The organism is Streptomyces sp. NPDC087263, assembly GCF_044744645.1.
In the GTDB taxonomy this organism is placed as follows: Bacteria; Actinomycetota; Actinomycetes; order Streptomycetales; family Streptomycetaceae; genus Streptomyces.
Map to the genome: position 1 here is coordinate 31,304 of NZ_JBIUYT010000009.1, position 20,273 is coordinate 51,576.

General features: G+C 69.7%; 17 protein-coding genes and 1 pseudogene. 10 read left to right on the forward strand and 8 right to left on the reverse strand.

The window, feature by feature from the left end; genetic code table 11:
- Positions 1–85 precede the first annotated feature (85 nt).
- The 3 genes from ACIPC1_RS27600 (at position 86) to ACIPC1_RS27610 (ending at position 5,478) form a co-directional block, all read left to right on the forward strand.
- Positions 86–3,259 (forward strand): sacsin N-terminal ATP-binding-like domain-containing protein, encoded by a 3,174-nt coding sequence (locus ACIPC1_RS27600; RefSeq protein WP_402521523.1) that lies wholly within the window; start codon positions 86–88, stop codon positions 3,257–3,259.
- Positions 3,260–3,444: 185 nt separating this feature from the next.
- A complete protein-coding gene (locus ACIPC1_RS27605) occupies positions 3,445–4,323 on the forward strand; it encodes a calcium-binding protein (protein WP_402521525.1) in 879 nt (292 codons plus the stop codon).
- A gap of 219 nt (positions 4,324–4,542) precedes the next feature.
- A complete protein-coding gene (locus ACIPC1_RS27610; RefSeq protein ID WP_402521527.1) occupies positions 4,543–5,478 on the forward strand; it encodes a hypothetical protein in 936 nt (311 codons plus the stop codon).
- A gap of 12 nt (positions 5,479–5,490) precedes the next feature.
- On the opposite strand, the gene ACIPC1_RS27615 is transcribed toward ACIPC1_RS27610, so the two are convergent.
- Complete coding sequence (locus ACIPC1_RS27615; RefSeq protein ID WP_402521529.1) at positions 5,491–7,896, reverse strand: HAD-IC family P-type ATPase; 2,406 nt, start codon at positions 7,894–7,896, stop codon at positions 5,491–5,493.
- A gap of 113 nt (positions 7,897–8,009) precedes the next feature.
- Positions 8,010–8,312: a DUF2530 domain-containing protein gene (locus ACIPC1_RS27620; RefSeq protein ID WP_402521531.1), complete on the reverse strand. Its 303-nt coding sequence runs from the start codon at positions 8,310–8,312 to the stop codon at positions 8,010–8,012.
- Between the two features lie 289 nt (positions 8,313–8,601).
- Here ACIPC1_RS27620 and ACIPC1_RS27625 point away from each other — a divergent pair, with 289 nt between their 5' ends.
- Positions 8,602–10,053, forward strand: coding sequence for an NCS2 family permease (locus ACIPC1_RS27625; protein ID WP_402521533.1), 1,452 nt, complete (start codon positions 8,602–8,604; stop codon positions 10,051–10,053).
- Between the two features lie 19 nt (positions 10,054–10,072).
- On the opposite strand, the gene ACIPC1_RS27630 is transcribed toward ACIPC1_RS27625, so the two are convergent.
- The gene (locus tag ACIPC1_RS27630) at positions 10,073–10,255 is read right to left on the reverse strand and encodes a ribbon-helix-helix protein, CopG family (protein ID WP_365432508.1); all 183 of its coding nucleotides are present in this window, start codon (positions 10,253–10,255) and stop codon (positions 10,073–10,075) included.
- 144 nt (positions 10,256–10,399) lie between these two features.
- Between ACIPC1_RS27630 and ACIPC1_RS27635 the strand changes: the two genes are divergently transcribed.
- The 3 genes from ACIPC1_RS27635 (at position 10,400) to thpR (ending at position 12,952) form a co-directional block, all read left to right on the forward strand.
- Positions 10,400–10,837: a MarR family transcriptional regulator gene (locus tag ACIPC1_RS27635; protein WP_365432505.1), complete on the forward strand. Its 438-nt coding sequence runs from the start codon at positions 10,400–10,402 to the stop codon at positions 10,835–10,837.
- 192 nt (positions 10,838–11,029) lie between these two features.
- On the forward strand, positions 11,030–12,307 hold the full coding sequence (locus tag ACIPC1_RS27640; protein WP_402521536.1) for an MFS transporter: 1,278 nt from the start codon (positions 11,030–11,032) through the stop codon (positions 12,305–12,307).
- A 75-nt stretch (positions 12,308–12,382) separates the two neighbouring features.
- Positions 12,383–12,952, forward strand: coding sequence for an RNA 2',3'-cyclic phosphodiesterase (thpR, locus tag ACIPC1_RS27645; protein WP_402521538.1), 570 nt, complete (start codon positions 12,383–12,385; stop codon positions 12,950–12,952).
- Between the two features lie 182 nt (positions 12,953–13,134).
- Here thpR and ACIPC1_RS27650 read toward each other — a convergent pair whose 3' ends face one another.
- From ACIPC1_RS27650 to ACIPC1_RS27660, 3 genes and pseudogenes are all read right to left on the reverse strand, one after another.
- On the reverse strand, positions 13,135–14,127 hold the full coding sequence (locus tag ACIPC1_RS27650; protein ID WP_402521540.1) for an aldo/keto reductase: 993 nt from the start codon (positions 14,125–14,127) through the stop codon (positions 13,135–13,137).
- Positions 14,128–14,185: 58 nt separating this feature from the next.
- Positions 14,186–14,512, reverse strand: a pseudogene (locus tag ACIPC1_RS27655) (Uma2 family endonuclease); the annotation flags it as partial.
- 90 nt (positions 14,513–14,602) lie between these two features.
- A complete protein-coding gene (locus ACIPC1_RS27660) occupies positions 14,603–15,277 on the reverse strand; it encodes an SGNH/GDSL hydrolase family protein (RefSeq protein WP_402521543.1) in 675 nt (224 codons plus the stop codon).
- Between the two features lie 175 nt (positions 15,278–15,452).
- Here ACIPC1_RS27660 and ACIPC1_RS27665 point away from each other — a divergent pair, with 175 nt between their 5' ends.
- Complete coding sequence (locus ACIPC1_RS27665) at positions 15,453–16,427, forward strand: WD40 repeat domain-containing protein (RefSeq protein WP_402521545.1); 975 nt, start codon at positions 15,453–15,455, stop codon at positions 16,425–16,427.
- Between the two features lie 3 nt (positions 16,428–16,430).
- Here ACIPC1_RS27665 and ACIPC1_RS27670 read toward each other — a convergent pair whose 3' ends face one another.
- Positions 16,431–17,189: a TetR/AcrR family transcriptional regulator gene (locus ACIPC1_RS27670; protein ID WP_402521547.1), complete on the reverse strand. Its 759-nt coding sequence runs from the start codon at positions 17,187–17,189 to the stop codon at positions 16,431–16,433.
- A 97-nt stretch (positions 17,190–17,286) separates the two neighbouring features.
- On the opposite strand from ACIPC1_RS27670, the gene ACIPC1_RS27675 reads away from it, so the two are divergent.
- Together ACIPC1_RS27675 and ACIPC1_RS27680 are read left to right on the forward strand one after the other, a co-directional pair.
- Entirely contained in the window at positions 17,287–18,261 is a 975-nt protein-coding gene (locus tag ACIPC1_RS27675; RefSeq protein ID WP_402521550.1) for an ATP-binding cassette domain-containing protein, read from the forward strand.
- Positions 18,258–19,079 (forward strand): ABC transporter permease, encoded by an 822-nt coding sequence (locus ACIPC1_RS27680; RefSeq protein ID WP_384390425.1) that lies wholly within the window; start codon positions 18,258–18,260, stop codon positions 19,077–19,079. Before ACIPC1_RS27675 ends, ACIPC1_RS27680 begins: the two co-directional genes overlap by 4 nt.
- A 69-nt stretch (positions 19,080–19,148) precedes the next feature.
- Here the strand turns inward: ACIPC1_RS27680 and serC are convergent, their stop codons facing one another.
- Entirely contained in the window at positions 19,149–20,267 is a 1,119-nt protein-coding gene (gene serC / locus ACIPC1_RS27685; RefSeq protein WP_402521554.1) for a phosphoserine transaminase, read from the reverse strand.
- Between the last annotated feature and the right edge of the window lie 6 nt (positions 20,268–20,273).

Sequence of the window (20,273 nt, forward strand, 5' to 3'; positions counted from 1 at the left end):
GGCGGCTCGACCTCGGCATGGGCTGGCGGGGTGCCCGGCGCCGCCTCGCGGTACCTTCATCGTCACGCCGATGAGGAGAGCCACAGTGAGCAAGTTCGTGCGGCCCGCAGCCCAGGGTGCCGACCCGTTCGGGACCGCCCGTCTCAGAAGGGGTGTGCTGGACGCCTGGGCGACCAGCCCCGCACGGTTCCGCGAGGACGCCAACGCCGAGGAGGACCTCGTACTCGGCGGGTACCGCGACCGTCTGGTCGTGGAGCTCGCCCAGAACGCGGCCGACGCCGCGGCGCGGGCCCAGGTACCCGGCCGCCTCCGGCTCACCCTGCGCGACGGCGTACTCGTCGCGGCCAACACCGGCGCCCCTCTCGACGCGACGGGCGTCGAGTCGCTCTCCACGCTCCGTGCCTCCGCGAAGCGGGACGCCGACGACACGGCGGTCGGCCGCTTCGGCGTCGGTTTCGCCGCGGTCCTCGCGGTGACCGACGAGCCCGCGGTGGTGGGCCGGCACGGCGGCGTCCGCTGGTCCCTCGCCGAGGCCCGCGACCTGGCCTCGGAGACCGCCCGCCACAGCCCGGGACTGGGTGACGAAGTCCGTCGCCGGGACGGTCATGTGCCCCTGCTCCGGCTGCCGTTCGCCGCCGAGGGCACGGCCCCGGACCCGTACGACACCGCGGTGATCCTCCCGCTGCGGGACCCCGCCGCGCAGGATCTCGCCGAGCGGCTTCTCCAGAACGTCGACGACGCGCTGCTTCTCGCGCTGCCCGGCCTCGAAGAGGTCGTCGTCGAGACCGGCGACGAGGACGTGCGCACCCTGCGCCGCCGCGCCGACGAGCACGGCGTCGTCATCGAGGACTCCCGCGACGGCACCACCCGCTGGCGTACCGTCTCCCGCCACGGCGCCCTCGAACCCGCGCTGCTCGCCGACCGTCCGGTGGAGGAACGGCTGCGCCCGCACTGGTCGGTGACCTGGGCCGTCCCCGTGGACGCCGACGGCGCTCCGGCCAAGCCCCGCACCAGCCCCGTCGTGCACGCGCCCACGCCGAGCGACGAACCCCTGGGCGTCCCCGCGCTGTTGATCGCCTCCCTGCCGCTCGACACCACCCGCCGTCACGCGGCCCCCGGCCCCCTCACCGCCTTCATCGTGGAGCGCGCGGCGGACGCGTACGCCGAACTGCTCGCCGCCTGGAGCCCGGTGGCCACGGGGATCATCGACCTCGTGCCGGGCCCGCTCGGCAAGGGCGAACTGGACGGCTCCCTGCGGCAGGCGATCCTGGAGCGGCTGCCGCGCACCGCGTTCCTGCCGCCCGCGGCCCCGCCGGACACCGCCGTCCCGGAGACCCCCCTCGACTGGCCCGACGCCGGTACCGGCACCGGCCTCGCCGAGAACCCCGTCGCTCTGCGTCCCCGTGACGCCGAGGTCGTCGAGGGCGCCGGCGCCGACACCGTCCGGGTACTCGCCGAGGTGCTGCCCAGCCTGCTGCCCGCCGGGCTCGAACGCCGGGCGGAACTGCGGACGTTGGGCATTGCCAGGGTCCCGCTCACCGAGGCCGTGGACCGGCTGGCGGGCCTGGAGAAGGACCCGGGCTGGTGGCGGCGGCTGTACGACAGCCTCTCCGGCGTCGACCCCGACCGGCTCTCCGGGCTGCCCGTGCCGCTCGCCGACGGGCGTACGACCATCGGCCCCCGCCAGGTCCTGCTGCCCCTGGCCGACGACGCCCAGGCCGCCGCCCCGGACACCCTTGCCCGGCTCGGTCTCAAGGTCGCCCACCCGGACGCCGCCCATCCGCTCCTGGAGAAGCTGGGCGCTCTCCCGGCCACCCCCCGTGCGGTCCTCACCACCCCGCAGGTGCGCGCCGCCGTAGCGGCCTCGCTGGATGACGATGGTGGCAGTTGGGACGAGGACGCCCCGGACGCCGAGGAGCTGGCCGACACCGTCCTCGCGCTGGTCCGCGCCGCCGGTCTCGAACCCGGTGACGAGCCCTGGCTCGGCGCCCTCGCGCTCCCCGACGACGAGGGCGAGCTGGTGCCCGCAGGCGAACTGGTGCTGCCCGGCAGCCCGTTCGCCCAGGTCATGCGCGAGGACGAACTCGCCTTCGTCGACGCCGAGTTGGCCGACCGCTGGGGTGAGCAGCCGCTGGCCGCCTGTGGCGTCCTCGCCAACTTCACCCTCGTACGCGCCACCGATGTGGTCCTGGACCCGGACGAACTGGAGCCGCGCGACTCCGACTTCGCGGAGCCCGACGACGCGGGTCTGCTCGACGCCGTCGACGTGTGGTGCGAGGACGTCCTGGACCGGCTGCCCGACACACCTGTGCCGCCCGTCGCCACCGAGATCGTCGCCGTACGGGATCTGGATCTCGTCGACGACGACCGCTGGCCGCAGGCCCTCGCCCTGCTGTCGCAGCCGCCGCTGCGGGACGCGCTCACCCAGCCGGTGCGGCTGCTGCTGCCGGACGGGACGCACGAGATCGTACGGTCGTACACGGCTTGGTGGTTGCGCGGTAACCCCGTCCTGGACGGGCGTCGTCCGGCCGGGCTGCGGTCCGCGGGCGGCGACCCGCTGCTGCACGGTCTCTACGACGCCGCCGACGCGAGCGGTTTCGAGGACGAGCAGGTCTTGCGGGCGCTGGGCGTACGGACCTCGGTGGCCGCCCTCCTCGACGAACCCGGCGGCGCGGCCGAGCTCCTGGAGCGTCTCGCCGACCCGGACCGCGAGGTCTCCGGCGCCCAACTGCACGCTCTCTACGGCGCCTTGGCCGAGCTCGACCCCGAGCAGGTCACTCTGCCGGACGAGCTGCGGGCCGTGGTCGACGGGCAGGTGACCGTCGTGGACGCGGCCGACGCCATGGTCGTGGACTCACCCGACCTGCTGCCCTTCACCGGCGGTGTGCCGCTGCTGCCGGTACGGCCTGCGCGGGCCGCCGAACTGGCCGAGTTGTTCCAGGTGCGGCGGCTGAGCGAGTCGGTGACGGGCGAGGTCGACTCCGAGGGCGCCGAGCACGACGTACCGGCGTCGGTGCGGGTGCTGCTCGGGCCCGCCACCCCGGCGTCGTACATCGAGCACGAGGAACTGGTCGTCGACGGGGTGGAGCTGGACTGGCTCCGGACCCGGGACGGGGTGCTGCACGCCGCCACCCTGGAGGGTGTCGCCGCCGCCCTCGCCTGGGCGGCCGGCCAGTGGCCGCGCCGCTTCGAGGTCGCGGCCCTCCTGGAGGACCCGTCCCGGACGGAGGAGCTGGAGCGGGACCGCTGGTTCGACTGACCGCGATCGGCGAGAGCGGCCGTTTTGCCATCTCCCGCACAAATTCCTCACCAGTCGTACAACTATTCACCTCCGTCGCGCATCTGATCATGTGAGCCAACAGGCTCACATGATCATTTGGGTCCCGCGCCGACGACGAGCCGTAGCGAACGACCAGCGCGGGGTCCCTACAACGTGGGGAACACATGCGTATACGAGCCACCGTGGCCGCCGTCACCGGCGCCCTGGCCCTCTCCGCCCTCGTCATCCCGGCTGCGCAGGCCGACGCGCAGAGTGGCGTGAGCCTGGACCGGCCGAGTGCCGCGGAGCGTTTCGGCACCTCGCCCGCCAAGTCGACGTTCAGCGCGGCCGCCGAGGACTTCACCATCTCCAACCTCTCGGTGAACGCCAACAAGAACGTCGTCGTCGGCACCACCGCTGCCAAGACCTTCACGGTGTCCGTGACGGCCAGCCACGCCAGCGGCATCGCGGACGCCTACATCGACCTGTGGCACGGAACGGACGTCGACACCGACTTCGACGGCTTCCTCCCGCCGAACGAGGAGGCGGCCAAGTGCGCGGCCGTCAACGCCACGACGTCGAACTGCAAGCTCACCATCACGGCCACACCCGGTTTCAACACGGAGGACGGCATCGGCGACCTGTACGCCAACGCCCTGGCCGGCAACTGGCACGTCACCGTGGGCGCCCTGTCCACGGACGGCGAGGTCTACTGGAACGACTTCTACAAGACCCACAAGGTCCAGCGGCTGTCGAAGCTGACGGTCAACGCGGCGCCGGAGCCGGTCAAGAAGGGCAAGACCATCACGGTCACCGGCAAGCTGACGCGCGCCAACTGGGAGACCCGCAAGTACGCCGGCGTCAACGCCCAGTCGGTGAGCCTGCAGTTCCGCAAGGCGAGCAGCAGCACCTACGCGAGCGTGAAGGGCATCAAGTCCACCTCGACCGGCGCCCTGAAGACCACCGTCAAGGCGTCCGTCGACGGCTACCACCGCTTCGTCTACACGGGCATAGCGACCACCGCCGCGGTCACCACCGCCGGTGACTACGTCGACGTCAAGTAGTCGTACGTGAAGTAACAGCGTCCTTCGAGCGGCTCCCGGGTTTCCCCCGGGGGCCGTTGGTCATTCGTGGGCAAAATCCGTCTCATCCGTACAACCAATTGCACCCCGCCAGGCATCTCATCATGCGAGTCAACAGACTCCGACATCACGTGGGCCCCAGGTGTGAAACGAGCCGTAAGGACGACCACCGGCGGGCCCCTTTCTCCACTTGGGGATCGCATGCGCATCAGAGCCACCGTGGCCGCCGTCTCCGGCGCCCTGGCCCTCTCCGCCTTCGCTGTACCCGGCGCGCACGCCGCCGACTCCGGCTCCACCTACCGCGCGGACGCCACCAAGGTGCGGGAAGCCGCCCACGCCGCCACCTCCGGCACGAGCGCGTTCCGCGCCTCCGCCGCCGCCGTGGACGAGCCGTACGCCCTCGACGTCACCTTCTCCAACATCAAGGTGAACAAGGGCAAGCCGATCGTCGTCGGCGCCACGACCCACGTCACCATCCCGGTCACGTACACCCTGACCCACGCCGCCGACGTCGACATCACCGCCGCCGACTTCCTCAACGGCCCGTACATCTACAGGGGTTCGTTCGACACGCCGGACAACTTCCAGTTCGGCGACGACCCGGGCACCTGCACCCCCACCTCGTCGACCGTCGCCTCCTGCGTGGCCGACATCGACATCTACGCCAACGAGGGCTACCTGGTCAACTCGGACGCCGGCGCCTGGAAGGCCGCCGGCCTGGCCTACGCGTACAACGGTCAGGACCCGTCGAGCACCAGCTTCGACATCACCAAGGTCGGCGTCGCCGACCAGGGCGGCTTCACCTCTCCCAACGTGCAGCGGCAGTCGAAGCTGACCGTCAACGCCGCGCCGGAGCCGGTCAAGAAGGGCAAGACCATCACGGTCACCGGCAAGCTGACGCGTGCCGACTGGGAGACGAACAAGTACACGGGCCTCAGCGGTCAGTCGGTCGTTCTTCAGTTCCGCAAGGCCGGTACCACGACGTACAAGAACGTCAAGACCATCAAGTCGACCTCGGGCGGCGCGCTGAAGACCACGGTGAAGGCCTCGGTCGACGGCTACTACCGCTACACCTACGCGGGCGTCTCGACCGTCGGGACCTCCACCGCCGCGGGTGACTACATCGACGTGAAGTAGGCAGCACCGCGGTTACGCGGGAAAGCGGCGGTCGACCCACCTCCAGGTGAGCTCCAGGGCGACCGCCGCCACCGCCGCGATACCCACCGCGATCCACGGCATCGTCACCCCGACCAGCTTCAGCGCGAAGAAGTTCTGCAGCCACGGCACGACGAGCACCAGCAGGAACGCCCCGCCCATGGTCGCGACCAGGGTGATCCGCCACCAGGTGTAGGGCCGGGCGACGATCGCCAGCACCCACATCGAGATCAGGAAGAGCGTCAGCGTCGCGGCGCTCGTCTCCGCGGCCAACGCGCCGGTCCCGGTGTAGTGGTGACGGGCGATCAGATAGCTGACGAAGGTGGCCACCGCCGCGATCACGCCCCCGGGGATCGAGTACCGCATCACCCGCCGGACGAAGTTGGGCCTCGCTCGCTCCTTGTTGGGGGCGAGAGCGAGGAAGAACGCCGGGACACCGATCGTCAGGGTGGACAGCAGGGTCAAGTGGCGTGGCAGGAAGGGGTATTCGACCTGCCAGCACACCACCAGGATGGCCAGCAGCACCGAGTAGACCGTCTTCACCAGGAAGAGCGTCGCGACCCGGGTGATGTTCCCGATGACCCGTCGGCCCTCCGCGACCACCGAAGGCAGCGTCGCGAAGCTGTTGTTGAGCAGCACGATCTGCGCCACGGCGCGGGTCGCCTCGGAGCCCGAGCCCATGCTGACCCCGATGTCGGCGTCCTTCAGGGCCAGTACGTCGTTCACGCCGTCGCCGGTCATCGCCACGGTGTGCCCGTTCGATTGCAGGGCGCCCACCATGTCCCGCTTCTGCTGCGGGGTGACCCGCCCGAACACCGTGCCCTCGTCCAGCGACCTCGCCATCTCCGCCTGCTCGGTGGGCAGTTGGCGCGCGTCCACGACCGCGCCGCTGAGCCCGAGCTTCCCGGCCACCGCGCCCACCGACACCGCGTTGTCGCCGGAGATGACCTTGGCCTGGACGTCCTGCTCGGCGAAGTACCGCAGGGTGTCCGCCGCGTCCGGGCGCAGCCGCTGTTCCAGGACGATCAGGGCGGTGGGCTTCGCGCCCTCCGTGACGGCGGGATCGTCGAGCTCCTTCGTGGCCCGGGTGAGCAGCAGCACCCGCATCCCCGCCTCGTTCAGCCGCTCGGTCTCGGCGAGCGCCGGATCCCCGTCGGACAGCAGCACGTCCGGGGCGCCGAGCAGCCAGGTACTCGCCTCGCCGTTCCCTTCGCTGAACGTCGCCCCGCTGTACTTGCGTGCCGAGGAGAAGGGCAGCGACTCCGTGCAGCGCCAGTCCTCGCTGTCCGGGTAGGCGTCGATGATCGCCTTGAGTGAGGCGTTCGGCCGCGGGTCCGACTCACCGAGCGAGCCGAGGACCTTCCGTACGTAACTCTCGTCGCTGCCGCCCAGCGGGCGGACCTCGGTGACGTCCATGCCGCCCTCGGTGAGCGTGCCCGTCTTGTCGAGGCAGACGGTGTCGACGCGGGCGAGCCCCTCGATGGCGGGCAACTCCTGCACCAGGCACTGCTGCCGGCCGAGCCGGATGACGCCGATCGCGAAGGCGACGGAGGTGAGGAGGACCAGCCCCTCCGGGACCATCGGGACGATCCCGCCGACCGTCCGGGCGACGGAGCCCTTGAAGTCGTTCTGCTTGACCACCAGTTGGGTGATGACCAGGCCGATCGCGCTCGGGATCATCATCCACGTCACGTACTTGAGGATCGTGGAGATACCCGTCCGCAGCTCGGACTGGACGAGCGTGAACCGCGACGCCTCCTCGGCGAGCTGCGCCGCGTACGCCTCCCGGCCCACCTTCGTCGCCGTGAACGCGCCGCCGCCCGCGACCACGAAGCTGCCCGACATCACCTCGTCGCCGGGCTGCTTGACCACCGGGTCGGCCTCGCCGGTGAGCAGTGACTCGTCGATCTCCAGGCCGTCGGCCTCGACGCACGCGCCGTCGACGACGATCTTGTCCCCCGGCCCGATCTCGATCAGGTCCCCGAGCACGATCTGTGACGTACTGACCTCGGCGCCGACCCCGTCCCTGCGTACGGTCGGCTTCGCCTCGCCGATCACCGCGAGCGAGTCCAGGGTCTTCTTGGCCCGCCACTCCTGGATGATGCCGATCCCGGTGTTGGCGAGGATGACGTACCCGAACAGGCTGTCCTGGAACGGCGCCACGAACAGCATGATCAGCCAGAGCACACCGATGATCGCGTTGAACCGGGTGAAGACGTTCGCCCGGACGATCTCCCGCACGGAGCGACTGCTGCGTACGGGTACGTCGTTCACCTCACCGCGCGCCACCCGCCGGGCCACCTCGGCGGCGGACAGCCCCTGCGCCCGCCCGGAGGGGGAGGCAGGTAGGGGCACGGGGTGAACGGGATCGAGTTCGGCGCCCGCGTCGATGTGCGTCATGCGTTCGACGGTACGTGCGGATATACGGCTTCACCCGCCGAGTGCCCCAAAGATCCGACCAGGGGAGGACGGGCGGTGGCGGTGAATGATGCCGTGGGTGTAGGCGGGGGCGGTTACTCCGTAGGGGAGTCGGTGCCGGCTTGCTCCGTGGGGGAGTCGGCGGCAGCCTTGAGTGCCGTGTCCCGCTTGAGGGCCGCCTCGCGTCCGCGGACGTACCAGATGCCGATCAGTCCGAGACCGGCGCCGACCAGGCACGTCCATACCCACCAGGTGTGCCCGTGGTCGTCGAACCAGCCGTAGAACGGCAGCTGTACGAGGAAGAGGACGAACCAGAGAATCGTGAGGCCGGTGATGGTGGCGACGACGGGCCCCTCCAGGGGCTCCGGCGCCTCGTGCTTGGGGGTCCACTTCGCCATGGGGACAGCTTACGAGCACCCCGCGCGGGTCTCCGCGCAGGTCGGTGCCGACCTTGTATACCAAGGGTCCCTGCATGGTCTACGCGCGGAGATGGCGATTAAGGACTCATATGTTCATACTGAAACCGCCCGAGTCTGGCTCTTTCTGTTCGTACGAAACACCAACAGAAACACCCAGGAAACCCGCCGGTGATCATGCAGCGGCCAGACTCGATCAAGTTCCCAGCCCGGCGCCGTCCCGCCCGGCGCCCACCGGCCCCGTAGGGCCCCCGCACGTATGAGGTCACGCATGTCCACCTCGGCCCTCACCAAGGCCCCCACCCCGGAGCAGCCGGAGCCCCGGCCCGGACAGGGCGCACTGGACCGCTACTTCAAGATCTCCGAGCGGGGCAGCACGCTGCCGCGCGAGATCCGTGGCGGGTTCGCCACCTTCTTCGCGATGGCCTACATCATCGTGCTCAACCCGATCATCCTCGGCAGCGCGAAGGACATGTACGGGCACCAGCTGGACAACGGCCAGCTGGTCACCGCGACCGCGCTGACCGCGGCGTTCACCACGCTCCTCATGGGTGTCATCGGTAACGTGCCGATCGCGCTGGCCGCCGGTCTGGGCGTGAACACGGTCGTCGCGCTCCAGCTCGCCCCGCGGATGTCCTGGCCGGACGCCATGGGCATGGTGGTCCTCGCAGGCATCGTCGTCATGCTCCTGGTCGCCACCGGGCTGCGTGAGCGCGTGATGAACGCCGTGCCGCTGGGCCTGCGCAAGGCCATCGCGATCGGTATCGGCCTGTTCATCATGCTGATCGGCCTGGTCGACTCCGGCTTCGTCTCGCGCATCCCGGACATCGCGCAGACCACCGTCCCGCTCCAGCTCGGCGCCGACGGTCACCTCAACGGCTGGCCCGTCCTGGTCTTCGTCCTCGGTGTGCTGCTCACGCTCGCGCTGATGGTCCGCAAGGTGTCCGGCGCGATCCTCATCTCGATCGTCACGATGACCGTCCTCGCGGTGATCATCAACGCCGTCGCCGCCGTCCCGTCCTGGGGTCTGACCACCCCGGAGTGGCCCGGCAACCCGGTCGCGACCCCCGACTTCGGGCTCGTCGGCAAGGTCAGCCTCTTCGGCGGCTTCGGCAAGGTCGGTGTGCTGACCGGCGTCCTCTTCGTCTTCACCGTGCTGCTGTCGTGCTTCTTCGACGCGATGGGCACGATCATGGGCGTCAGTGACGAGGCGAAGCTGACCGACGCCCAGGGCAACATGCCCGGCATCAGCAAGGTCCTCTTCGTCGACGGCATCGCGGTCGCCGCGGGCGGCGCCACCTCCTCCTCGGCCACCACCTGCTTCGTGGAGTCCACGGCAGGCGTCGGCGAGGGCGCCCGCACCGGCTTCGCCAACGTCGTCACCGGCGGGCTCTTCGCCGTCGCGCTCTTCCTGACCCCCGTCGCCACCATGGTCCCGTCCCAGGCGGCCACCCCCGCGCTGCTCGCGGTCGGCTTCATGATCCTGGCGGGGTCGATCAAGGAGATCGACTGGGCGGACCACACGATCGCCATCCCGGCCTTCATCACGATGGTGATGATGCCGTTCACCTACTCGATCACGAACGGCATCGGTATGGGCTTCATCACCTTCGTGGTGCTGCGCCTGGTGGCGGGACGCGGCCGTGACATCCCGGTCGCGATGTACGTGGTGGCGGCGGTGTTCGGGTTCTACTACCTGATGCCGGCGCTGGGGCTGACGTGAGCAGCCGTACGAGGGCCGCTCACGTGACCCCGTAGAACTTCTCCGTCTCCTCGACCGCGGTCTGGAACCGCTCGTCGAAGTCGTCGCGAACGAGCGTCCGGACCACATAGTCCTGGACGCTCATTCCGCGTTTGGCGGCGTGGTGTCGGAGCCGGTTGAGCAGCTCCCCGTCTATCCGCAGGCTGAGCACGCTGGTCCCCATGGAGTCGAGGGTCGCGTTCCCCGGTGGGGTGAGGGGTCACTTTCCGGATCTGGATCACTCATATGAGTGACGTAGAGATTCAGTTTCCGGTTTCGCGGGCACTATGGTGGTCTTTAGGGAGAGTAATGAGTTATGCTAAGGAACATGCCTGACCTTGCCCATGGCGACGACGCTGCCGCCGTGAACTCCCTCCGCTCCGCAGTCATGCGGTTGTCGCGCCGACTCAAGCACCAACGGGTCGACGAGTCGCTGAGCCCCACCGAGATCTCGGTGCTCGGCACCCTCGCCCGCTGTGGCAACGCCACGCCGGGTGAACTCGCTCGCAAAGAGCATGTGCAGCCGCCGTCGATGACCCGCATCGTCGCGCTGCTCGAAGCCAAGGGACTGGTCAGGCTGGAGCCGCACCCCGACGACCGGCGACAGAAGGTCGTCACGCAGACCGACAAGGCCGAGGCCATGCTCGAAGAGGCCCGCCGCAAGCGGAACGCGTGGCTGGCCGGCCTGGCCGAGGGCCTCGACGAGGACGAGTGGGCCAAGCTCCGCGCGGCCGCTCCCGTTCTGGAGAAGCTCGCACAGATTTGAATCGCAGCCGCGGCGGTGGCGGTGGTGGCACACGACGCTGTGCAACGCCGTCCACCGTCTCAGGACGACGCCAGCCGTCCGTATATCCCTACGCCTAGGAGGCGAGCCCTTTTGAGTTCGGGACCCGGAGCAGACTCCGCCCCCGCACCAGCCACCCACGACACCCTGCCCACCCCACACACCCCCTCGTCGATGTTCAGCTCGCTGAAGGTCCGCAACTACCGCCTGTTCTTCATGGGCCAGGTCGTCTCCAACACCGGCACCTGGATGCAGCGCATCGCTCAGGACTGGCTGGTGCTGAGCCTGACCGGCTCGTCCGCCGCGGTCGGCATCACCACCGCGCTGCAGTTCCTGCCGATGCTGCTGTTCGGGCTGTACGGAGGCGTTCTCGTCGACCGCCTGCGCAAGCGCCCGACCCTGCTGGCCACCCAGGCGGCCATGGGCGTCACCGGCCTCGCGCTCGCCTTCCTCACCCTCTCCGGCCACGTCCAGGTCTGGCACGTCTACCTGGCCGCCTTCGTCGCCGGCCTCGTCACGGTCCTCGACAACCCGGCCCGCCAGTCGTTCGTCTCCGAGATGGTCGGCCCGGAGCAGCTACAGAACGCGGTCAGCCTGAACTCCGCCAACTTCCAGTCCGCCCGCCTGGTCGGCCCCGCCGTCGCGGGTGTGCTGATCACCGGCGTCGGTACCGGCTGGGCGTTCCTCTTCAACGGCCTGTCGTTCGTGGCCCCCGTCGCGGGCCTGCTGCTGATGCGCACCCGCGACCTGCACATGGTCAAGCGCGCCCCACGCGCCAAGGGCCAGCTCCGCGAGGGACTCCACTACGTCGCAGGCCGCCCCGAGTTGCTCTGGCCGATCGTCCTCGTCGGCTTCATCGGCACCTTCGGCTTCAACTTCCCGGTCTGGCTCTCGGCCTACGCGGACGACATCTTCCACGCGGGCGCCGGCGCGTACAGCCTGTTCAACATCCTGATGGCGGTCGGCTCCCTGGCCGGCGCGCTGCTCGCCGCCCGCCGCGGCACGGCCCGCCTGCGCGTCCTGATCGCCGCGGCGGTGGCCTTCGGCGTCCTGGAGGTGGTGGCGTCCGTGGCCCCCTCGCTCTGGCTCTTCGCCCTCCTCATGGTTCCGATCGGCGTCTTCGGCATGACGGTCAACGTCACCGCCAACACCTCGGTCCAGATGGGCACCGACCCCGCCATGCGCGGCCGCGTCATGGCCCTGTTCATGATGGTCTTCATGGGCGGTACGCCGCTGGGGGCGCCCCTCGTCGGCTGGGTCACCGACGCCTACGGCCCGCGCATCGGCTTCGCCCTCGGCGGACTGATCTCGACGCTCTCCGCGATCACCATCGGCCTGGTCCTGGCCCGCCTCGGCGGCCTTCGCCTCTCCCTCGGCTGGAACCGCGGTCATCCCCACGTGCGCTTCGTAGCGAAGGAGCAGCAGCGGGAGCCGCTGACCGCGGCGGTGTAACGGGCCTCGTCCCGTCCGGGAGGCCCGCCGGATGATCCATTCCCTGGAAGGGGCACTCCCTGGAAGGGTGACGGCATGAGACTCTTCGCGGCCGTGCTGCCGCCTGAGGGCGTGGCGAGTGAACTCGGCTCAGTGGTGGACGAGTTGCGGCGGCTGCCGGGTGCGGAGGGGCTGCGGTGGACGGGCCGCCCGGGCTGGCACTTCACGCTCGCGTTCTACGGTGAGGTGGCCGAGGACGTGGTGCCGGACCTCTCGGAACGGCTGGCGCGCGCGGCCCACCGCACCGCCCCCTTCGCCCTCTCCCTGCGCGGCGGCGGCCACTTCGGCGGCCGGGTGCTGTGGGCGGGGGCGTCCGGTGACGTCCGCACGCTGCGCCTCCTCGCCGACCGTGCGGAGGCGGCGGCCAGGAAGGCGGGCATCTCGATGGAGGACCACCGCCGCTACCGGCCCCACCTCACGGTGGCCCGCAGCCGCTCCGACACCGACTTCGAGGCGTACGTCACCGTCCTGGACGACTTCGCCGGGCGGGAGTGGACGGTGGGCGAGCTGAGTCTCGTACGCAGCGAGCTGCCGACGTCGGGGGTGCCGGGGGAGCAGCCCCGCTACGAGACGGTGGCACGGTGGCCGCTCGGGGCAGGCGCCTGAGGCTGCCCCGCTCGGGCCCGATAGCCTCGACCCCGTGGACCCCAAGACTCGTAACCGGATCATGGCCTGCGTGCTCGTGCTGATGTTCGTCGTGGTGGCGCTGGCGGCGGCAGTCGGCCAGTAGCCGACCCGCCGCCGCCCTCTGCGCGCCGCCCTCGGGCTGTGCGCGGTGCCCTCGCGGGCTACCAGGCGAAGGCCTCCGGAGACGGCCCCGGACCCGGGAAGATCTCGTCGAGCGAGGTCAGCAGCTCCTCGCTCAACTCCAGCTCGACGGCGCGCAGCGCGGACTCGAGCTGCTCGGCGGTGCGCGGGCCGACGATGGGGCCCGTGACGCCCGGACGGGTCAGCAGCCAGGCCAGGGCGGCCTCGCCGGGCTCCAGGCCGTGCTTCTCCAGCAGATCCTCGTACGACTGGATCTGCGCGCGTCCGGCGGGGTTGGCGAGGGTGTCGGCGGCGCGTCCGCTCGCCCGGCGTCCGCCCTGGATCTCCTTCTTGATGACCCCGCCGAGCAGTCCGCCCTGGAGCGGCGACCAGGGGATGACCCCGAGCCCGTACTCCTGCGCGGCCGGGATGACCTCCATCTCGGCGCGTCGCTCGGCGAGGTTGTAGAGGCACTGCTCGCTGACGAGGCCGATGGTGCCGCCGCGCCGCGCCGCGATCTCGTTGGCCTGGGCGATCTTGTAGCCGGGGAAGTTGCTGGACCCGACGTAGAGGATCTTGCCCTGCTGGATGAGAGTGTCGATCGCCTGCCAGATCTCCTCGAAGGGAGTGTCGCGGTCGACGTGATGGAACTGGTAGATGTCGATGTGGTCGGTCTGGAGCCGCTTCAGGCTGGCGTCCACCGCCCGCCGGATGTTGAGCGCGGAGAGCTTGTCGTGGTTGGGCCAGGAGTCGCCGTCGGCGCCCATGTTCCCGTACACCTTGGTGGCGAGCACGGTCTTGTCGCGCCGCTCGCCGCCCTTGGCGAACCAGTTTCCGATGATCTCTTCGGTACGGCCCTTGTTCTCGCCCCAGCCGTACACGTTCGCGGTGTCGAAGTAGTTGATTCCCGCGTCCAGTGCCGCGTCCATGATGGCGTGGCTGTCGGCCTCGCCGGTCTGCGGACCGAAGTTCATGGTGCCGAGGACGAGTCGGCTGACCTTGAGTCCTGTGCGTCCGAGCTGCGTGTACTTCATGACTACCAAGCCAACGATGTGGAGTGCGCTCTAAGCAAGGGCAGGCGGCGGGGTGGGGTCAGTCGCGGGGGAAGTCTTTGGTTTTGAGGGTGAGGCCGACCGTGGTGTCGCTGAGATCGACATCGTCTCCGAAGGAGACCTTCGTCTCGGTCGCGTAGTCGCCGTCCTTGGGGTGGGTGTAGACGTGGCACCTACCCTGGTACGGGTCGGCGACGAGGTAGACGGGAACCTCGGCGAGGGCGTACGCGGTCTTCTTGGGGCCGTAGTCGTTGGCGGCCGTCTTCTTGGAGATGACCTCGGCGACGAACTCGACGTCCTCGTGGCGCCAGTGACCTTCGGAGTCCTTGGCCGAGTTGTCGCGCAGCTTGGCGACGTCCGGGCGCTGGCTACAGCGCTTTTCGGTCGAGGGTGGGGAGTTGGGGGGCGGGTCGGGGGAAGAGTGCTTGCGGTCCCGGCGGGTGCGGGGTGGGACCGGTCAGGTGGTGTAGGGCTCGCCCAGGTCCCAGGACTGGTACATCGCCTCTGCGAAGGCCTCCGCGATGCGGTGTTCGCCGCTCTCGTTGGGGTGCGTGCCGTCGTAGGTGTCGAGGTTGACGTCGTACGGGGACGGGGGCGAGGTCAGGAGGAGGGGGGAGCGGGGTTCGTCGAGGTCGGCGACGGTCTTGGCGAGGAGTTCGTTGAAGGCGGCGACCTCGGTGGCGAAGGTGGCGTCGGACTCGGCGCGGACGTTCGGTGTCACCGGGAGTACGACCATGCGGATGCGTGGGTTCGCGGCGCGGGCCTCCGCGACGAAGGCGCGGGCGTTGTCCGCCGTCTGCGTCGCGTTCGTGTAGAAGCCCAGGTCGATCAGGCCCAGGGAGACCAGCAGGATGTCGGCGCGCTGCGAGCGGACCGCCTCGCGGATCAGCGGGGTCATGTGGAGCCAGCCCTCGCCCCAGCCCGCGAGGTGGGCGCGGGGGAAGTCTGGGTCCGCGTACTCGTACGAGTCGGGGGACTCCGTCGCCTTGTCGTAGAGCGTCTCGCGTGGGCCGACGATCCGGAACGGGCCCGCGTACGTCTCGCGCAGGTGCTGCCACATCCGGTAACGCCATGTGTGTTCGCCGGCGCTTCCGATCGTCATGGAGTCGCCGACGGGCATGAACCTGAGCATTCGCTCATCATGGACGATCGGTGCGGGTGCCATCGAGGGTGGGGGTGTGAAGCTGAACACGCCTCACGGGCGGTGGGGGTGCGGGTGCGTGAGGGGGGACATGCCTCGTGGTTGGCCGGGCCGTCGGTCGGGCGCGGGCGATGTGAACGTCGGTCCGGGGTGGCAGGCTTGGGGCATGCGCCGACCGCTCGTGTTTCTTGCCGGGGTCCTTCTCATGGGTGCGTTCGCCGCGCCCGTCTTCGCCGCCGACGGTGACGGTGACGAGGGGTTCACGATCAAGGACCCCCGCATCACCGAGTCCAGCGGGCTTGCCGCCTCCCGGCAGCATCCCGGGATCTACTGGACCCACAACGACCAGGACACCGGCGCCTACCTCTACGCCGTCGACAGCCGCACCGGCGAGACCGTCGCGACGATCACCATGACCGGCGTGGGCATGCCGCGCGACGTCGAGGCCATCTCGATAGGGCCGGACAACCAGATCTACGTCGGGGACATCGGCGACAACGACGGCGTCGTCTGGGACTACGTGTGGGTCTATCAGCTGCCCGAGCCCAAGCAGCTCAAGGACCAGACGATCCGCGCCACGCAGTACGTGGTCAAGTACTCCGACGGACCCCGCGACGCCGAGTCGCTCGTCGTGCACCCCACGACCGGGCGGGTCTACATCATCGACAAGCAGGAGGACGGCGGCCACCTGTACGAGGGGCCCGCCAAGCTCTCCGCCTCCGGGACCAACGTCTTCAAGCCCGTCGTCGCCGTCGACCTGTGGGCCACCGACGCCGCCTTCTCCCCGGACGGCACGCGGCTCGCCGTACGCGGATACTTCGGCGGGATCGCGTACGACTGGAACGACGGGAAGATCAAGAAGCTGGAGCGGATCAGCGTGCCCCTCGGGCAGGGGGAGTCCGTCAGTTACACCACCGACGGGACCAAAATCATGCTCGGCAGCGAAGGCGCCGGGAGTTCGGTCGTCGCGGAGGACGCCCCCGGAGGCGCCGGCGAAGCATCATCCAAGTCGCCGTCCGGGAGCGGGAGTTCAGCGGCACAGGGGGGCGATGACGGTGATGGCTTCAAGGTCGGTGCCCTTGCCGTGGTCGTCGGGCTTGTCGTCGTCATCGGATTCAAGCGGTTGCTGCGACGGTCGTAGCCGTCACCCTTCGCCGCGCCGGGCGACGAACGTTTCGAGGCCGTCCAGGATGCGCTGAAGGCCGAACTCGAAGTGGTCGAAGTCGGGGCTGAAGGCGTCCTCGCTGAGCGCGGCGAGGTAGGGGTGGTTGCCGTCGGTCATGACCTTCTCGAAGACGGGGACGTGGGCCTGCCAGAACTCGGCGTCCGTCAGGCCGGTTCTGCGTTCCGCCTCCTCGTGGTGCACCTGTGTGCGGGCGGCCCCGACGACATATCCGTCGATCATGATGATCGTCGAGACCAGCTCGGGATCGGTCAGGCCCATCGGTTTGATGCGCGAGAGCATCTTCTCCATGCCGTCGAGGGCGCTCGGGCCGAGGATCGGGCGTGACTGGTTGACCTGGAGCAGCCAGGGGTGGCGCCGGTAGAGGGCGAGGGTCGCGCGGCCCAGGGCCTCCAGAGCCGAGCGCCAGCTGCCGTCGCCGAGGTCGGCGGGGTTCTCGGACGGCCGCTGGACCCGGTCCAGCATCAGGTCGAGCAGCTCTCCCTTGCCGGGGACATAGCGGTACAGGGACATCGCGCCGGTGCCGAGTTCGGTGGCGATCCGGCGCATCGAGACCGCCTCCAGACCCTCGGCGTTCGCGACCCGGATCGCCGCCTCCACGATCCCCTCCAGCGTCAGGCCCGGCTTGGGGCCGCGGCTGGGGCGCTTGCCGGTGTCCCACAGCAGTTCGAGGGTGCGCCTGATGTCACCGCTGCCGCTGGTCTCCGTGCTGCTCTTCATGGGTGCAGCTTAGTTCCGCGAAGAAAAACTGAGTACGTTGTACGCGTAATCGGGTACGGTGTACTCAGTTAGTGCTCGATCAAGGGAAAGGGGACCCATGAGCGGCGGTTACGCGGTACGGGCCGAGGGCCTGGAGAAGCGGTACGGAGACAAGCGCGCGCTCGACGGCTTCGATCTGGCGGTGCGGGAGGGGACGGTGCACGGCCTGCTCGGGCCGAACGGCGCGGGCAAGACCACCGCCGTCCGTATCCTCGCCACGCTCCTGCGGCTGGACGGCGGGAGCGCGACGGTGGCCGGTCTGGACGTGGCACGGCAGCCGCGGGAGGTGCGGGCGCGGATCGGGCTCACCGGTCAGTACGCGGCGGTGGACGAGGTACTCAGCGGGCGGCAGAACCTGGAGATGTTCGGCCGGCTGTTCCATCTGGGCGGACGCAGGGCGCGGCTGCGGGCCGGGGAGCTCCTTGAGCAGTTCGACCTCGTCGAGGCCGCAGACAAGGGAGTCGGGAAGTACAGCGGCGGCATGCGGCGCCGACTCGACCTCGCCGCGTCGATGATCCTCACCCCGAGCGTGCTGTTCCTGGACGAGCCGACGACCGGACTCGACCCGCGCGGCCGGGGCGAAGTCTGGGACTCCGTACGGGCATTGGTGACCGGCGGTACGACCGTGCTGCTGACCACGCAGTACCTGGAGGAGGCCGACAAGCTCGCCTCGCACATCACGGTGATCGACCAGGGCCGGGCCATCGCGGACGACACGCCCGACGGGCTGAAGGACACGGTCGGCGGTGACCGTATCGAGGTCGTGGTGAGCGAACGCGCCGACATCCCGCGGGTGGTGAAGGCCGTGGCCCGGGTCGCGGACGGCGAACCGGAGTCGGACGAGACCGAACTCCGCGTCCACGCGCCGGTGACCGACCGGGTGGCCGCGCTCACCGACGTGGCGCGCACCCTCCAGGACGAGGGTGTCTCGGTCGAGGACATCGGGCTGCGCAGGCCGAGTCTCGACGACGTGTTCCTGCGCCTGACCGGACACCGTACGGAGACGGACACGAGCACGAAGGAGGCGGCATGAGCGCGCTGGAGCCGGCCGGGCCGAGCGGTCATGGTCGTACGTACTGGGCAGTTGTCGACTGCTGGAACGTCGTCCGGCGCGGACTGACCCACTACCAGCGCCAACCCATCAACATCGTCTGGCAGTTGGGCTTCCCGATCCTCTCCGTGCTGCTGTACGGGTATGTCTTCGGCAGTGCGATGAAGGTGCCCGGGGGCGGGGACTACAAGGACTTCCTGATGCCGGGCATGTTCGTGATGACGATGGCCTTCGGCTTCATCAACACCGCGACCGTCGTGGTCTACGACGCGACCCGGGGTGTCATCGACCGGTTCCGCTCGATGCCGATGGCGCCGTCCGCCGTGGTCTCCGGTCGCGGGGTGACGGATCTGCTCGGCGCCTGCGCGGAGTTGACGATCCTGATGCTCACCGCGTTCGCGATGGGCTGGCGTCCCGACGGCGGACTCGCCTTCCTGGCGGCGTTCGCGTTGCTGCTCTGGCTGCGCTTCGCGCTGATCTGGCTCGGCGTGTGGCTCGGTCTGATGGTGCCCAACCCGGAGGCGGCGGGCGGGTTGTTCGCGGTGGCCTTCCCGCTGACGATGATCTCCAGCATCTTCGTCGCGCCGCAGCTCATGCCGGACTGGCTCGGCTTCGTCGCGGCCTGGAACCCGATCTCGTCCACGGCGGCCGCCGCGCGTGAGCTGTTCGGAACGCCGGTGGGCAGCGGGGACTCGTGGGTCGAGCAGCACGCGCTGCTGATGGCGGGGGTGTGGCCGGCGATCCTGACGCTGATCTTCCTGCCGCTCGCGGTGCGGCGGTTCAGGAAGCTGAGCCACTGACGAGGTGAGACGAGAGAGGGGCGCCCGGCACGATTCACGTGCCGGGCGCCCCTCTTCACGTAGAGACGGTTACAGCTTCTCGATCACGTAGTCGACGCACTTCGTCAGCGCCTCGACGTCCGCCGGGTCGATGGCCGGGAACATCGCGACGCGGAGCTGGTTGCGGCCGAGCTTGCGGTAGGGCTCGGTGTCGACGATGCCGTTGGCGCGCAGCACCTTGGCGACGGCGGCGGCGTCGATCTCGTCCGCGAAGTCGATCGTGCCGATGACCTGGGAGCGCTTGGCGGGGTCGGTGACGAACGGGGTGGCGTACTTGCTGTTCTCGGCCCAGGTGTAGAGGCGGGTCGAGGAGTCCTTGGTACGGGCCGCGGACCACGCCAGGCCGCCCTGGCCGTTGATCCACTCCAGCTGCTCGTTGAGCAGGAAGAGGGTGGCGAGGGCCGGGGTGTTGTACGTCTGGTTCTTGCGCGAGTTGTCGATCGCGGTGGGGAGCGAGAAGAACTCCGGTACGTGGCGCCCGCCCGCGTGGATCCGCTCGGCGCGCTCGATCGCCGCCGGGGAGAAGACGCCGATCCACAGGCCGCCGTCGGAGGCGAAGGACTTCTGTGGGGCGAAGTAGTAGACGTCGGTCTCGGCGATGTCGACGGGGAGGCCGCCGGCGCCGGAGGTGGCGTCCACCAGGACGAGGGAGCCGTCGTCGGCGCCGGCCACGCGCTTGATGGGGGCCGCGACACCGGTGGAGGTCTCGTTGTGGGTGAAGGCGTAGACGTCCACGCCCGCCTCGGCCGTCGGCTCGGGGTGCGTGCCCGGGTCGGAGGAGATCACGGTCGGCTCGGCCAGCCACGGGGCGAGCTTGGCCGCCTTCGCGAACTTGGAGCTGAACTCACCGAAGGTGAGGTGCTGCGACCTGCTCTCGATGAGCCCGTGGGTCGCGACGTCCCAGAACGCGGTGGAGCCGCCGTTGCCGAGGACGACCTCGTAGCCCTCGGGGAGTGAGAACAGTGCGCTCACGCCCTCGCGCACCTTGCCGACCAGGTTCTTGACCGGGGCCTGGCGGTGGGACGTACCGAGCAGAGAACTGCCGGTCGCCGCCAGGGCGTCCAGCGCCTCCGTACGTACCTTGGAGGGGCCCGCGCCGAAACGACCGTCGGCGGGCTTGATGTCAGCGGGGATCTCGATATCAGCCACCCCGCG

What these genes read in the sequence shown, in the direction of transcription:
- ACIPC1_RS27605 (WP_402521525.1), top strand. Translation starts at nt 3,445, where the DNA reads ATGCGTATACGAGCCACCGTGGCCGCCGTCACCGGCGCCCTGGCCCTC.
- ACIPC1_RS27610 (WP_402521527.1), top strand. Translation starts at nt 4,543, where the DNA reads ATGCGCATCAGAGCCACCGTGGCCGCCGTCTCCGGCGCCCTGGCCCTC.
- ACIPC1_RS27615 (WP_402521529.1), bottom strand. Translation starts at nt 7,896, where the DNA reads ATGACGCACATCGACGCGGGCGCCGAACTCGATCCCGTTCACCCCGTG.
- ACIPC1_RS27620 (WP_402521531.1), bottom strand. Translation starts at nt 8,312, where the DNA reads ATGGCGAAGTGGACCCCCAAGCACGAGGCGCCGGAGCCCCTGGAGGGG.
- ACIPC1_RS27625 (WP_402521533.1), top strand. Translation starts at nt 8,602, where the DNA reads ATGTCCACCTCGGCCCTCACCAAGGCCCCCACCCCGGAGCAGCCGGAG.
- ACIPC1_RS27630 (WP_365432508.1), bottom strand. Translation starts at nt 10,255, where the DNA reads ATGGGGACCAGCGTGCTCAGCCTGCGGATAGACGGGGAGCTGCTCAAC.
- ACIPC1_RS27635 (WP_365432505.1), top strand. Translation starts at nt 10,400, where the DNA reads ATGCCTGACCTTGCCCATGGCGACGACGCTGCCGCCGTGAACTCCCTC.
- ACIPC1_RS27640 (WP_402521536.1), top strand. Translation starts at nt 11,030, where the DNA reads ATGTTCAGCTCGCTGAAGGTCCGCAACTACCGCCTGTTCTTCATGGGC.
- thpR (WP_402521538.1), top strand. Translation starts at nt 12,383, where the DNA reads ATGAGACTCTTCGCGGCCGTGCTGCCGCCTGAGGGCGTGGCGAGTGAA.
- ACIPC1_RS27650 (WP_402521540.1), bottom strand. Translation starts at nt 14,127, where the DNA reads ATGAAGTACACGCAGCTCGGACGCACAGGACTCAAGGTCAGCCGACTC.
- ACIPC1_RS27660 (WP_402521543.1), bottom strand. Translation starts at nt 15,277, where the DNA reads ATGCTCAGGTTCATGCCCGTCGGCGACTCCATGACGATCGGAAGCGCC.
- ACIPC1_RS27665 (WP_402521545.1), top strand. Translation starts at nt 15,453, where the DNA reads ATGCGCCGACCGCTCGTGTTTCTTGCCGGGGTCCTTCTCATGGGTGCG.
- ACIPC1_RS27670 (WP_402521547.1), bottom strand. Translation starts at nt 17,189, where the DNA reads ATGAAGAGCAGCACGGAGACCAGCGGCAGCGGTGACATCAGGCGCACC.
- ACIPC1_RS27675 (WP_402521550.1), top strand. Translation starts at nt 17,287, where the DNA reads ATGAGCGGCGGTTACGCGGTACGGGCCGAGGGCCTGGAGAAGCGGTAC.
- ACIPC1_RS27680 (WP_384390425.1), top strand. Translation starts at nt 18,258, where the DNA reads ATGAGCGCGCTGGAGCCGGCCGGGCCGAGCGGTCATGGTCGTACGTAC.